This window comes from Gammaproteobacteria bacterium, from assembly GCA_016705365.1.
Lineage (GTDB): Bacteria > Pseudomonadota > Gammaproteobacteria > Pseudomonadales > UBA5518 > UBA5518.
This window is the reverse complement of the sequence record JADIYI010000008.1, coordinates 1,044,506-1,057,369: the sequence shown is the minus strand read 5'-3', so window position 1 is coordinate 1,057,369 and position 12,864 is coordinate 1,044,506. Positions and strand designations below refer to the sequence as shown.

12 protein-coding genes and 1 pseudogene are annotated in these 12,864 nt (G+C 60.3%); 11 read left to right on the top strand and 2 right to left on the bottom strand.

The window, feature by feature from the left end; genetic code table 11:
• Positions 1–335 precede the first annotated feature (335 nt).
• Entirely contained in the window at positions 336–2,399 is a 2,064-nt protein-coding gene (locus IPF49_12555) for an SAM-dependent DNA methyltransferase (protein ID MBK6288440.1), read from the bottom strand.
• A gap of 462 nt (positions 2,400–2,861) precedes the next feature.
• Positions 2,862–3,188: a hypothetical protein gene (locus tag IPF49_12550; GenBank protein MBK6288439.1), complete on the bottom strand. Its 327-nt coding sequence runs from the start codon at positions 3,186–3,188 to the stop codon at positions 2,862–2,864.
• Positions 3,189–3,372: 184 nt separating this feature from the next.
• Between IPF49_12550 and IPF49_12545 the strand changes: the two genes are divergently transcribed.
• The 11 genes and pseudogenes from IPF49_12545 (at position 3,373) to IPF49_12495 (ending at position 12,835) form a co-directional block, all read left to right on the top strand.
• A complete protein-coding gene (locus IPF49_12545; GenBank protein ID MBK6288438.1) occupies positions 3,373–3,768 on the top strand; it encodes a transposase in 396 nt (131 codons plus the stop codon).
• On the top strand, positions 3,765–4,109 hold the full coding sequence (gene tnpB, locus IPF49_12540) for an IS66 family insertion sequence element accessory protein TnpB (GenBank protein ID MBK6288437.1): 345 nt from the start codon (positions 3,765–3,767) through the stop codon (positions 4,107–4,109). The genes IPF49_12545 and tnpB overlap by 4 nt, the downstream gene beginning before the upstream one ends.
• A 52-nt stretch (positions 4,110–4,161) precedes the next feature.
• On the top strand, positions 4,162–5,682 hold the full coding sequence (locus tag IPF49_12535) for an IS66 family transposase (protein ID MBK6288436.1): 1,521 nt from the start codon (positions 4,162–4,164) through the stop codon (positions 5,680–5,682).
• Positions 5,683–5,685: 3 nt separating this feature from the next.
• A pseudogene (locus IPF49_12530) lies at positions 5,686–6,266 on the top strand (plasmid pRiA4b ORF-3 family protein).
• Positions 6,267–6,373: 107 nt separating this feature from the next.
• A complete protein-coding gene (locus IPF49_12525; GenBank protein ID MBK6288435.1) occupies positions 6,374–6,973 on the top strand; it encodes a hypothetical protein in 600 nt (199 codons plus the stop codon).
• 396 nt (positions 6,974–7,369) lie between these two features.
• A complete protein-coding gene (locus IPF49_12520) occupies positions 7,370–7,555 on the top strand; it encodes a hypothetical protein (GenBank protein MBK6288434.1) in 186 nt (61 codons plus the stop codon).
• A gap of 59 nt (positions 7,556–7,614) precedes the next feature.
• Positions 7,615–7,833: a hypothetical protein gene (locus tag IPF49_12515; GenBank protein MBK6288433.1), complete on the top strand. Its 219-nt coding sequence runs from the start codon at positions 7,615–7,617 to the stop codon at positions 7,831–7,833.
• 29 nt (positions 7,834–7,862) lie between these two features.
• Positions 7,863–8,279, top strand: coding sequence for an antirestriction protein (locus IPF49_12510; GenBank protein ID MBK6288432.1), 417 nt, complete (start codon positions 7,863–7,865; stop codon positions 8,277–8,279).
• A 653-nt stretch (positions 8,280–8,932) separates the two neighbouring features.
• Positions 8,933–11,023, top strand: coding sequence for a PriCT-2 domain-containing protein (locus IPF49_12505; protein ID MBK6288431.1), 2,091 nt, complete (start codon positions 8,933–8,935; stop codon positions 11,021–11,023).
• Between the two features lie 190 nt (positions 11,024–11,213).
• Positions 11,214–11,558 carry a hypothetical protein gene (locus IPF49_12500; protein MBK6288430.1) on the top strand — a complete coding sequence of 115 codons (345 nt, stop codon included), beginning with the start codon at positions 11,214–11,216 and terminating at the stop codon, positions 11,556–11,558.
• A 77-nt stretch (positions 11,559–11,635) separates the two neighbouring features.
• Positions 11,636–12,835 (top strand): tyrosine-type recombinase/integrase, encoded by a 1,200-nt coding sequence (locus IPF49_12495; protein ID MBK6288429.1) that lies wholly within the window; start codon positions 11,636–11,638, stop codon positions 12,833–12,835.
• Positions 12,836–12,864: the final 29 nt, after the last annotated feature.

Genomic DNA, 12,864 nt, shown 5'->3' with positions numbered 1-12,864 from the left:
GATTGGAACGAGAGGAACGTAGGCCGAACTTACAGACCCCTCATACTCAGAAATCTCAAGACCACCCTGAAAACTTCGCATACTAATAACGAAATCTCCCGGCATCGTCCTCTTAAGAATGTCATGGCCCTTTTGCACAACAACGATTCGACGCCCTTCCTTCTCCATAAACTCTGCCTGAGGAAGTAGACCGTACTTCTGCGAAACGGTCAGTTGCAGATCAGATTTATTGGCCTTTTCATTTCGTTCTCTAAACAGCCGACGACTCCGGACAACACCCCAATGCGCTGGCACTCGCCCCAGCCAATCGACCCCGCTTTCCTTCATCTGTACCGTCACTTCGCCACCTCATCTAGTAGCGCAGCAACCTCCGCTTCCACTGCCTTCAATTCCGCATCAATCTCGTGCAGGTCGCGCGGCGGAACGTACTTGTAGAAATAGCGGTTGAAATTGATCTCGTAGCCGACCTTGCCCACCTTGCCGTCGCGCTCATCGGTGTAGCTGTCGTCCACCCAGGCGTCCGGCACATGCGGCAGCACTTCGGCGGCCATATAGGCGTCGATGGACTGCGCCAGCGGCACGCTCTCGAAATCATCCAGTTCCTTGTCGGGGACCCCGTTGCCGTCCTCGTCGAGAACCTCCGGAGCCTGCGGGTCGCGCACGCCCAGCGCATCTTGCAGCGCACCGGCCAGAGGCTTACCGACCTTGGACAAGCCTGCCTTTTTCGCAAGCGCAGGCAACGTCGACAGCCAATCACAGGGATAGGTCTTGCCCGAGTGTTTGCGCAGAAAGGCCAGCCAGGCGGCCTGCTCATCTGCATCGAGCTTGGCGAAAGGCTTGCTGGCCTGGAGGGCGGCCAGGGTGTCTTCGGTGATCCGGACCGTCAGGCGCAGCGGGCGCTGAACCTTGATGCGGCGATAGCCGAAATCGTGGTAGTCCACGACGCAAACCTTGTCCCCGGGCTCGAAGTCGGCGTAGAGACGGGCAATGGCTTGAATCTGCTCGTTGCTGATGTAGCGGCGCTTGTTGCCTTCTCCCTTGCGCATCGGCGAGTGAAGGCCGGTAGCATCAATGAGCTGCACCTTTCCCTTTCGTGCCTTAGGCTTGTTGTTGGTCAAAAGCCAGATGTAAGTGCCGATGCCAGTGCGGAAAAAGATGTCCGTGGGCAGGGCGACGATGGCCTCGATGTAATCGTTTTCAAGGAGCCAGCGGCGGATCTCGGATTCGCCCTGGCCGGCGTTGCCGGTGAACAGCGGCGAGCCGGAGAGGATGATGGCGGCGCGACCACCGCCCTTTTCAGGGCGCTCCAGCTTGTCGATCAAGTGCTGCACGAAGAGCATCGAACCATCTGACACGCGCGGCGTGCCGGCACCGAAGCGACCATCGAAACCCCTCTCCCTTGCCTCACGCTCAACGTAAGCCTGATCTTTCTCCCACTTCTTGCCGAAGGGCGGATTGGAAAGGCAGTAGTGGAAGTGCTTGCCAGCGAAGGAGTCTTGAGAAAGCGTCGATTTCGGGCCGGCAATGTTCGCCGAGAGATCCCGCGCAGGCTCGGTTTCCAAGCGGCGCAGCAGCATGTTGGCGAGCGCAACGGCGTGGGTTTCCGGTTCCAGTTCTTGCCCGAAGGGAATCAGCACGGGCGGCGCCTTGCCGTTGGCAGTGTAGCCATCGACGTGGTTCATCGCGTCGGTGAGAAAGCCGCCGGTGCCGCAAGTGGGGTCGTAGAGGGTGCGGATCAGGCCGGGGTTGTTGCGGAACAGCGCGTCGTCCGGGTCCAGCAGCAGGGTCGTGGCCAGGTGAACCACGTCACGCGGCGTCATGAAATCTTCGGCCGCCTCGTTGACCTCCGCGCCGAAGCGGCGGATCAGGTGCTCATATATGTTGGACATCACCCGGTCGGGGACGACATCGGGGTGCAGGTCGGTGTTGGCGAAGTTCTGGCAGATCTTGAACAGGATATCCGCGCGGTGAAGGCGGGCGACGGTGTCAGAAAAATTGAACTGCTCGAAGATGGCGCGGGCGTTGTCCGAGAAGCCGGCAATGTAGGCCTCCAGGTTGGACTTGGTCTTGGTCGCGCCGAGCGTCGCCAGCGAGTATTGCGATGTGTTGTAGAACGGGAGCCCGGCGGTTTGGCGCAACACCAGGTCAACGTCGATGCCCTTGCTCTTCATCTTGGTGTGCATGGCATTGACCTTTTCACGGGTCGGCTCCAACACGCACTCCAGGCGGCGCAGCAAAGTGAACGGCAGGATGATCTTGCCAAAGTCGGTGTGCTTGAAATCACCCCAGAGATCTTCGGCGTTCTTCCAGATAAATGCTGCGAGGGTGGTGTCGGTCGACTTGGGGGCGTCGGCGACTGGCCTCGTGTCTTCGGGGGTCGTCTTCTTGCTGCGACTCATGGATTGCTGCCTTTCAAGGTGTTCACGAATTGGATTGATGTAGTGTTCGAAGCGGCCCTACACCAACGGGCAACGCCACAGGGTCAAGTGGACGTCGCGCCCGTTCAACCGATAATTCTTGAAGTCGAGCAAAGCGTCCTGCCACCCCCGATAGATCAGGGACAAGGACTGGCACTGGTAGGCCTGAGCATCCCCGCGTGAAGCCCCCAAATATTCGCCTTGTCGTACTTGCTCACTCGATTCCTGCTACTGCCTAGAGTTCGTCTCGCCGCGGCATCGATCTAACGCATCAACATAGCTGCCTAATGCATCGAGCAGCTGATGCTGTACGAAAATTCTCGTCGCCAGAATGTACGCACCACTCAGCGTATCTTGTCGCCACAATTCGTCGTCACGCATAAATTCGCTACGGAATGTAGTCATCGACCTCTGAAAAGCTGCCGGCGAGAGCCAAAGAAAACATCACACCATCGGCTTCGGAAACAGATGCTTCAAAATTGCTTTCAAAAACCCCGCCTCATTGAAATCACGAACGGGCGCCGCCTCTTCGAAGGTTTTAGGATCAATCCCGACCAGAACCCAGTCTCTAGCTCTTATGAAGCGATAGTCCAAATAATCCGTTACTCGATACAGGTTCGTTGTATGTGTTCCGCGTTTCCGCTTGGCCTTAACGATGTTCTCGATGATTTGCGCATACATCGCCCCGTTTTCGTCGATCCAGAGTTGATACTTGACCTTCGCGCCTCCACTCCTTGGTGCGATCCCTGAGAAGCCTTCTATCATTTTCATATGCAGGTACCACTTTCCGATTTACTTGAAATCACACTGCCAATGCCCGGCGCAGAATGCGCAAATCACAGCATCTTATATGAAGCGTAAGCGTCCGGCCAGCACCCTCTCGACGCGACGGTAGCGGTTCGTAAGCATACCCTCCTGGAGGAGGGACACACCAATTTGTGTCCACGAATGATTTATGGACACAAATTCGCTTGATCCTGTTTCACCTGCGCGGGGTCGCAGTCGGTATCGGCATCATTCTCAGGAATTCAAACGTGTCGTCGTCGAGGAGACCTTTCGTCCGGGAGCCTTGTCGGTCGCGCGGATTGCCCGTCATCATGGCATCAATGCCAACCAGGTGTTCAAGTGGCGCCGCGCGTTCCGTGACGGCACGCTCGATGGGGTGACACCCGCGCTGGTGCCCGTGGAGATCGTCCACAGCGCAGTCACACAGCCGTCTGCGACTGCACATCATGCACGTGCTCAGGGCAACGGTTCACTGCTCATCGAGTGTTCGCGTGGCCGGCTGCATATCGAAGGGCAACCGCATGTCGACACACTGCGCGTGGTACTCGAGCAGTTGCTGCGATGATGGCATTGCCGGCGGGCACCCGGATCTGGATTGCGGCGGGTGCGACGGATATGCGCCGCGGCTTCGATGGCCTGGCGGCACTGGTGCAGTTGCAGCTGCTCGCCGACCCGTTCTCGGGGCAGTTGTTTGTCTTCCGCGGTCGACGCGGCGATCGCATCAAAGTGCTGTGGTGGGATGGCGACGGGATGTGTTTGTTTGCCAAGCGCCTCGAGCGCGGACACTTCGTGTGGCCACAGGCACAAGCGGGCAAAGTGGCGTTGTCGCACGCGCAATTATCGATGCTGCTCGAGGGCATCGATTGGCGCCGTCCGGTGCGCACCGCGCCACGTCTGGCCGTGTAAATTCACGGCGTTTTTTGCGGCGATTTATGCGCGCAAAAACTATAATGCACGCATGCAAAACGCTGCTGATAACCACCCCGATAACACCGCCAAATTGCAGGCTGTTATTGCGACGCAGCGCAGCGAGATCGCCCATCTGAAGCTGATGATCGCCAAGCTGCAGCGCCTGCACTTTGGCCGCCGCGCCGAGCGCTTCGAGGGCCATGTCGATCAGCTCAATCTGTTGGCCACCACGCAGCCTACCCCAACGATCGGTTCGGTTGCGGTCGATCCGGGTGCCGCGCGTGCCGAGCCCCGCATTCCCGTACGCAAACCGCTCCCGGCCCATCTGCCGCGCGAGATACAGATCCACACCCCTGCCGGCACCTGCTGCCCCGACTGCGGGGGTCGGTTACGCCCGATTGGCGAGGATGTCGCCGAGATGCTGGAGTATGTACCGGCGCGCTTCAAGGTGATTCGCCATGTGCGCCCGAAGCTGGCGTGTGGCGGGTGTGAGCGGATCGTGCAGGCCGATGCGCCAGCGCGCCCGATCGCGCGCGGCATGGCCGGTCCGGGATTGCTGGCGCACGTGCTGGTCTCGAAGTACTGCGACCACCTGCCGCTGTACCGGCAGAGCGGGATCTATGCGCGCGAGGACGTGGATCTGTCGCGTTCGACGCTGGCCGGTTGGGTAGGCGAATGCTCAACCCTGCTGCAACCCCTGGTCGAGGCGATCCGCCGTCATGTGCTCGCCGGCGCGACGCTGCACGCCGATGACACCCCGGTGCCGGTACTCGCACCCGGACGTGGCCGCACGAAGACCGCACGGCTGTGGACCTATGTGCGTGATGAACGCCCCGCCCACGGCGACAGCGCACCGGCGGTGTGGTTTGCCTATTCGCCGGATCGCAAGGGCGTGCATCCGCAACGGCACCTGCAAGCCTTCCACGGCACCCTGCACGCCGATGGGTATGCCGGCTTCGGCAAACTGTTTGCGAGTGAGCAAATCGTCGAGTCCGCGTGCTGGGCGCACGCCCGGCGCAAGCTCTACGAGGTGCACCAGGCTCAGGGCAGCCCGCTGGCCGCTGCCGCACTGGCGCAAATCGCCGCGCTGTATGCGGTCGAGGCCGAGATTCGGGGCCACCCGCCCGATACGCGTCGCGCGGTTCGCCAGGCGCGGGCCGGTCCGATACTCAAGCAACTGCACGCGTGGCTGGACAACATCCTGACCCAGGTGCCGCGCAAATCGGGGCTGGCCGAGGCTGTGCGTTACGCACTCGGGCGCTGGGCGGCGCTAACGCGCTACCGCGACGACGGGCACCTCGAGATCGACAACAACGCCGCCGAGCGCGCGCTGCGTCCCGTGGCGCTCGGGCGCAAGAACTATTTGTTTGCCGGTTCCGACAGCGGCGGCGAGCGTGCGGCGGCGATGTACAGCCTGATCGGCAGCGCGCAACTGAGCGGACTCGACCCCGAGGCGTACCTGCGGCACGTGATCGGCTGCATTGGCGAGCATCCAATCAATCGGGTCGATGAGTTGTTGCCGTGGAATGTGCAGATCGCGATCCCAGGACATCAGCAAGAGGCGGCCTGAACCATGGCAACGAAGGTGCGTCCGATACGTCCCCCGCGTCCATGGCTGCAGTTGCGCATCGAACTCGCATGGGTCGAGCCCAAGGTCTGGCGGGTTCTCCTCGTGCCGCAGACGATCAAACTCCACCAACTGCACGATGTAATCCAGTACGCGATGGGCTGGACGGATAGTCACCTGCATGAATTCGAGATTGGTCAGCGCCGCTATGGCGTGCAGATCCGGACTGGGATGCACCCGGGAGCGTAACGGCGGAAAAAGGTGTTGCGCTCGTTTCCGCCTTGGGACGCGGAAAAACCTGCCGCTACGTCTACGACTTCGGTGACGGGTGGGAACACAAGATAAAGATCGAAAAGGTGTTGCCGGCAACAGAATCGGCGCAGGGAGCCATGTGCGTTGGCGGTGAAAATGCCTGCCCGCCGGAAGATGTCGGTGGCCCGCCGGGCTATCAATATTTTTTGGAGGCTATCACAGACCCCACGCACGAGGAGCATGCCGACATGCTTGCCTGGTGTGGTGATGGGTTCGATCCCACTGAATTCGACATTGAGATCGTAAACCGGAAACTCGGACGCCTACGCATCTGATTGTCCAGACGGTATTCGCCGTACGCTTACTATGAAGCCGGCAATCACGCCGCTTCACGTCCAAACCTAGTCATCCCCCCATCCCTCAACCCGAAGGAGATATTTCCATGGCCGTAAAGAAGCCAACCAAAGTGAACCCAGCGTCTACCGACCAAGCCGCATCGGCTCCACCTGACGCTATGCATACGGCTACGCACGAAGCTGCGCATTCGGCTACGCGCTTCCGCATCCTCAAGCAAGCCCAGTGCCCCACCATCAGCGGCAAGTCCGACCTCACCTACAACATCGCCTGTGATCCCCAGAAGAGTCTCTACCTCAGGGTCGCGTCCAATTCGGGCGGCGGATTCTTCAGTCAGGAGTGGGTGGCCCTGAAGGATATCCAGAAGGCCTTGAGCGCCGGTAGTCCCATATCGGCTATACGGCTCATGCCGTTGTTCCGGGGCCAGTCCGTCAACACCCCCGGCTTCCTGCTGGCGGTGCTCGCGGCCGAGAAGCTGATCCGGCCTATGCCGGGGAAGCAGCGGGTCCACGAGCTGGTTCAGAACGCCGACTTCCAAGCCCGGATGGAAAAGCTGATTGCCGCGAACGCCAACCTTCCCGATGACGCGGCCGGCACCAAGCCGAAGCTCCCGCCCAAGCCAAAAGCCGTCAAGGCCGATCTGTCTAAGCGGAAGCCCGGCCGAAAGCCCACAACCAAGACAGCATAGACCAGCCGTTCTAACGCCACCCTGCCCAAGCTGACTTTCCGAGTGGGAGTCGGGCGCTCTCCCGAAAATCCCTTCTGTAACTGTTTGAAGCACAACGCTTTTCTGCATCGCTTTTCCGAGGCAAGGTCCAAACCGAGCCTATACCGCCCCTAGTGCTTTCCGTTTCTTTTCAACGACTTACTGAAAACACCCACTTCCGCCACCATCCAGGAGGCTGCCTAGTGCTGTCAGTAACCCTGTTTGCCGCAACCCTCGCCTGCCTTGTGGTGCCCCGCTCAATGTCTGGGCGGGTCCGCTGCTGGTCGTGCTGTTCATCACCAATCCCCCGGTCGTCTGGTCTGCCCTCGGGCTCACCGGACTGGGCGGGCTTGCCTACTTGCTCAGGAGGAATCGCCCATGACCTGTGAAACCCTGCTCGAAGACTATCTCCAGGACGCGTTCGAGATCGTCAGCGCCTGGGACCTGCCGGATGACGAGCTACCAGACGCCGTTAACGCCCAGGCCCGGCTGATGGCTGGCATACTCCTCGACCACATGCCGCTGGCGCCCTGCACCAACCCCTACCTGACCCTGCAGTTCTGATTCCTTCCCTGCGGCCCGCTTAAGCCGCGCTACCCAACCACCGACACAAGGAGACCCCGATGACTATCCGCACCCTCGCGGAGGTCGGCGCTCGCCTGGAGGAAGCCGTCAGGTCTCTTCCCGGCGACGGCCATGACCTGTTCGACCGCTACGAGATGGTGGCCATCCAGATCCTGGACAGCGAGTTCCCTGACTTCGCCCCGGGGCTGCTGGAGCGCTACCTCTCGGCTTACCTCGACCTCAAGCGGCTGGAGCTCGGCTCTGGCCCGTCCACGTGAATCGACACCCTACCTGTCAGGAGACACTTATGACTGCGACCACGATCACCCGCCAGCTGGTTCCCGAAAGCCAGCGCCTTTCAATCACCGCCGAGCTGTTCGGCACGAACTTCCCGCTTCTCCTCGAACCGGCCGTGTTCAACTTTGCCGGGCAGCTGTCCTCCGACTACCAGGGCGGCTACTGGCTGTTCTACCTGCTCTCGAACGGCGGTTTCTTGATGGCGCCGGACACGGAAGCTCGCTTTCGGGTCGTTTGCGAGAACGGCTATGAAGGGGCCCTGTCGGCCGATGCCCTCGGGATCACCGCCTGCCTGTATGCGTATAGCCACCTCGCCTTCACGGCGCCCACCGCTATCGTGTTGATCCTCGCCGAGCACTACCACTGGCTGCGGGAGTTCATGTTCGAGCACCCTGAGGCGCGGCAGATACTGCGAGCCATCGACTGACCCAACCGGGAGCATGCAGCGGACCGCCGGATAACTGAAACTCTGGAAACCTGTGCAGCTGATGTACGCCGCCTCCAGGGCAGCCGTGCAGTTTTCCAGCTCGACAGTTTGCCGGTGCCCCCGCAACGCGATGATGCTCTGCGAGCCCGGATTCGGCTGTCACCCGCGCGCATCGACAAGACCGATAGGGACTCGTCGCCAACCTCGAAGCCGCTGGCCCGCAAAGGCCGACCGACCCCCGCGAGGCCATCTCGGGGAAAAACCCTCCGGTTAGCGGATGCTGAAGACGTAAATATTGCACAAAACACGGCCATGGAAGCGGCCCCTGCGTTTTAACTCAACGGGTTTGAATCTGGCTCTGGGCCGCTTGACCTCGACCGCAACAGCCTGCAATCCTTGCCCCGTAGATCGAGACCGACACGGATCGTCGGTGACCCCCGCAAGGATGCGCCGGCAAGTGCCTTTAGCTGCTCCTACTGCAAGCGCGACGAACTGCCCTGCCGAATTATCGATACGGGCCGTATCAGCAAGTGCAGGCACGCAAGTGCCGACCTTCACATCGGGACCATCAGGTCCACCCTTCCGCAAGTGCGGCCAAACATCACTGCGTCAAAACGCATGTGAGGCTTTTTAACAATACGGAGAAAAAGCAGATGTCGCACTCCGACAAAAAAGGGGGTGCCGACCCCCATGCTATCAATTCGGCAACACAACCGGCCGGTACCGCGCAGCCAGACTACAAGGCGGCGGCACTGGATTGGTTCGAATGTGGGCTCGCTGTCATACCGATTGTGCCGCTGCTGAAGAAAACAGCAGTGACATGGGATCCGTGGCTTGCGGACCTATCTGACAAAAAAATCACCGAATACTGGACTCAACATCCAGCCTATGAGGTGGGATTTGTCGTCAGCGAAGACCTCATCGTCTTCGACGCCGATACACCCCAAGCGGTCGCTGCACTCGCGGAAATCGAGCAAGCGTTCGACGTCACCCCGCGCTGGGTGCACAAGACCCGTCGCGGCGAGCACCACTTCTTTCGGCGTGCCCCTGGCACGTACGCAAAGAGCGATGCTCATTCCATTGCAGAGCACCCGGAGCGTATCGACGTAAAGACAGGACGCTCGATCGTGGTCTTACCGCCGAGCACGGGCAAGTCCGTTGAAATGCGCGAAGTCGAGCATGCATCTGATCTGAGCGAAGCCAGTCAGAACCTGATCGACGCCGTGTTCAGACACAACGGGCGTCCGGAACCGCGTCCGGCACCAGAGTGCACATCACGTCCCGCCGGGGTCGAACAACAATCCGTTCAGCAGCGTGACTTCGAGTTGCTGATTGAGTTGCTCGACCCGGACTGCGGTTACGAGGAGTGGCGCACGGTCTTAATGGCAGCCCACCACACCTACGGCGGCGACGAGCGCGGCCTTGAGGTGGTCGACAACTGGAGCGCGAAGGGCAAGAAGTACGATGGCTCAGCGGAACTGCGCGCAAAGTGGAAGTCATTTGGCGGCCATGCAGGCGCTACGGTAACCATCGCGAGCGTGTGCCACATTGCGAAGGACCAAGGTGTCGATCTGGGCCGCATCAAGGGCAGCAGTTGGGAGGCCTTTCAGGTTGTACCGACAGAAACCGTCGAGCAACGCGAATCCGCCATCTCGCCGTCGCCACAGCCCCAGCACGGCGCTCCTCGTACCGACCCCTTTCAGCGCTTTTCGTTGACCGGGAAAAGCGCAGAGCTAGCGAAACAAGTTGCAGACGAAGTCTTCGTCTTCGAACCGTTGGCACTGCGCGGACAATCAACGTGCATCTACGCTGCCCCCAACACAGGCAAGACATTGCTGGTGATCAAGGGCCTGATCAACGCGATAGCTCAGGGCCGCATTCCCCCGAGTCATGTGCGCTTTGTGAACGCCGATGACAATTCGAGAGGACTCGTCCAGAAGCTGCAGATTGCGGAGAAGAACGGGTTCGACATGCTGTCTCCCGGGCACAATGGATTCGAGACAACGATGCTTCCGGACCTGCTGATACAAGCCTCAACGGATGGAACGGCCCGCAACCTCATCATGATCTTGGATACCGCCAAGGCGTTCACCGACCTCATGGACAAGACGAAATCATCCACATTTACCCGCGTGGTGCGAAAGTTTGTTGCCCAGGGAGGAACACTGATTGCCCTGGCGCATGTCAACAAGAAAAAGGCAGTGGACGGCAGATCTATCCATGCCGGCACCACCGATATCAAGGACGACTTCGACTGCGTATATGTGGTCGACGTGATCGACAAGGGCCGCGAATCGGGTACGTGCGTCGTTGAATTCAACTACGAGAAGCGCAGAGGATCCGTGGCCGATACGGCTCGCTTCAGCTACCGCGTCGGCAGTGGCGTGTCCTACGAGGAGATGCTCGAATCGGTAGCGATCGTGGAGGCCACCGAGCCAGACAGTGGAATCCCCATGGCGGCCGTGGATGTCGATGCGGAAGCTATCAGCGTCGTCGAGCACAGCATCCGTTCGGGGCAATGCAAGAAGGCCGACCTGGTGAAGGCGCTGCGCAAGCATGCCGGGCTGAGCAGGCGCGCCGCCGAAGCGCTGCTGGAAAGGTACACCGGCCATGTCTCGACCCTGTCCAAATGGAACTACGAGGTGCGCGAGCACGGCTCCCACTGTTATTACCTTTTGATCGAGCCCGCAGTCATTCCCGACGAAGGCGCCTCCGACAGCGAGGCTGCAGATATTGCTTTTTAATCCGTTCCTTTAGCAGCGCCTTTTGACGTGTCTATTCCGCCCCCTGGAGTGCAAGCGCATCGCTCCCGGGGACCGGGCACAAACTTACTCCAAATGGAAAGTGTCGATCGTCACGCCGTAGTGCGCGGCGCGCGGCCAATCGTTACCGCGGATCCGTTCCGCAAATTCAATATTTACTGGAGTAACTTTTATGCGTAATGCAATTAGCTTTCGAACCGACCACCAGAATGCCTCCGCATGGGGTGGGCAGGACGATCCGATGGTCGAGTTCATGCTCTGCGGCGAATTTTTCCTGATACGAGAGTCGCTGGACACCTGGGTTTCGTCGCAAGTCGAAGAGTGGAAATTCGACCCGCGATTCACTCGCGCTGACCATGTCGACACTCTGCTCGACCCGGACGTTATCGCGGAGCTGAACGACCACCACGTCCAGCTGGTGAAGCTGTGTGCCTGCTATCACGCCGGTCGATACGGCTGGTGGTTTCCCGGCACAGAGGCTCTAGTCAACGACGCTACTGCAGCAATGCTCGATTAACAACCAACCACATAGCGGGGCCGCGGTGCTGAGGGGCATTGCGGCTACCCCCCTTCAACCTTCGAGGAGGCATTTCTATGCCCGTATTACCCCTGACCCAAGCCTACATCGATAACGAGCTGCACTGCCCGCCGGACAAGAAGCGCATCGAGATGTGCGACGCCAACTCACCCGGATTGTACGCCGAGGTCCGATCCGTCAACCCGGCCAACCCGACCTGGTATCTGAGATACCGCGACGCCACCGGGAAGACCTGCCATGAGCGCATCGGCGCGGTTCGGGATATATCGCTTGCCGACGCCCGCAAGAAGGCGAAGGAGTTGAAGGCGAAGATCGCCCTCGGCGCCAACCCGCAGGAACAGGCGCGGGCGGCTAAGGCGGTGCTGACCCTGAAGGAATTCCTGGAGGAGAAGTACACGCCGTATGCCAGCGCACGGAAGCGTTCGTTCACCTACGACGAATCGATGATCCGGCTGCGCATAGTGCCCACGCTCGGCCACTTCCAGCTCAACCAGCTGACCCGGCACCAGATCCAGACCTTCCACACGGACCTGCGTACCGAGGGCCTTGCGCCGGCCACTTGCGACCACCACCTGAAGCTGCTTCGGGCAGCACTGAACCTCGCGGTGCAGTGGGAGATGCTCGACAAGAACCCCGTCGCCAAGGTGCCGCTGTTCCGGGAGGACAATCGGCTCGAGCGCTATCTAACCGACGACGAGCTGAACCGGCTACTGCTCGCGCTCCGAACCTCCAAGGCCCGAATGGTATCCAATGCAATGTTATTCCTGCTCGCCACCGGCGCTCGCCTTAACGAAGCCTTGCAGACCCGCTGGGAACATATCGACAAGGCCAACCGGACCTGGAGGATTCCGGCGGCAAACAGCAAGTCGAAGCGCGTTCGCTCGGTGCCGTTGAACGACGCCGCCCTGGAGGTGCTCGCCAACCTCGGCACTGAGGGAAAGAACGAGTACTTGTTCATCAACACCAAGACCAAGGAACCGTTGACCGTGGTGAATACCGTATGGGGTCGGATTCGCATCGCTGCCGGTCTACCCAACCTGCGCATACACGACCTGAGACACCAGCACGCCAGCATGCTCGTGAATAGCGGGCGATCGCTCTACGAGGTGCAGCAGATCCTCGGCCACTCTGATCCGAGCGTGACGCAACGTTACGCCCATCTCTCGACCCGCACCCTGCAGGACGCCTCCAACAGTGCCTCGGAGAAGATCGCGCAGGCCAGCAAGCAACCGCCGGCACTCCGCGTCGTAAGCTGACGTCCCCCTGGCCCACGGACGGGCCACTC

What these genes read in the sequence shown, in the direction of transcription:
- IPF49_12555 (MBK6288440.1), bottom strand. Translation starts at nt 2,399, where the DNA reads ATGAGTCGCAGCAAGAAGACGACCCCCGAAGACACGAGGCCAGTCGCC.
- IPF49_12550 (MBK6288439.1), bottom strand. Translation starts at nt 3,188, where the DNA reads ATGAAAATGATAGAAGGCTTCTCAGGGATCGCACCAAGGAGTGGAGGC.
- IPF49_12545 (MBK6288438.1), top strand. Translation starts at nt 3,373, where the DNA reads ATGGACACAAATTCGCTTGATCCTGTTTCACCTGCGCGGGGTCGCAGT.
- tnpB (MBK6288437.1), top strand. Translation starts at nt 3,765, where the DNA reads ATGATGGCATTGCCGGCGGGCACCCGGATCTGGATTGCGGCGGGTGCG.
- IPF49_12535 (MBK6288436.1), top strand. Translation starts at nt 4,162, where the DNA reads ATGCAAAACGCTGCTGATAACCACCCCGATAACACCGCCAAATTGCAG.
- IPF49_12525 (MBK6288435.1), top strand. Translation starts at nt 6,374, where the DNA reads ATGGCCGTAAAGAAGCCAACCAAAGTGAACCCAGCGTCTACCGACCAA.
- IPF49_12520 (MBK6288434.1), top strand. Translation starts at nt 7,370, where the DNA reads ATGACCTGTGAAACCCTGCTCGAAGACTATCTCCAGGACGCGTTCGAG.
- IPF49_12515 (MBK6288433.1), top strand. Translation starts at nt 7,615, where the DNA reads ATGACTATCCGCACCCTCGCGGAGGTCGGCGCTCGCCTGGAGGAAGCC.
- IPF49_12510 (MBK6288432.1), top strand. Translation starts at nt 7,863, where the DNA reads ATGACTGCGACCACGATCACCCGCCAGCTGGTTCCCGAAAGCCAGCGC.
- IPF49_12505 (MBK6288431.1), top strand. Translation starts at nt 8,933, where the DNA reads ATGTCGCACTCCGACAAAAAAGGGGGTGCCGACCCCCATGCTATCAAT.
- IPF49_12500 (MBK6288430.1), top strand. Translation starts at nt 11,214, where the DNA reads ATGCGTAATGCAATTAGCTTTCGAACCGACCACCAGAATGCCTCCGCA.
- IPF49_12495 (MBK6288429.1), top strand. Translation starts at nt 11,636, where the DNA reads ATGCCCGTATTACCCCTGACCCAAGCCTACATCGATAACGAGCTGCAC.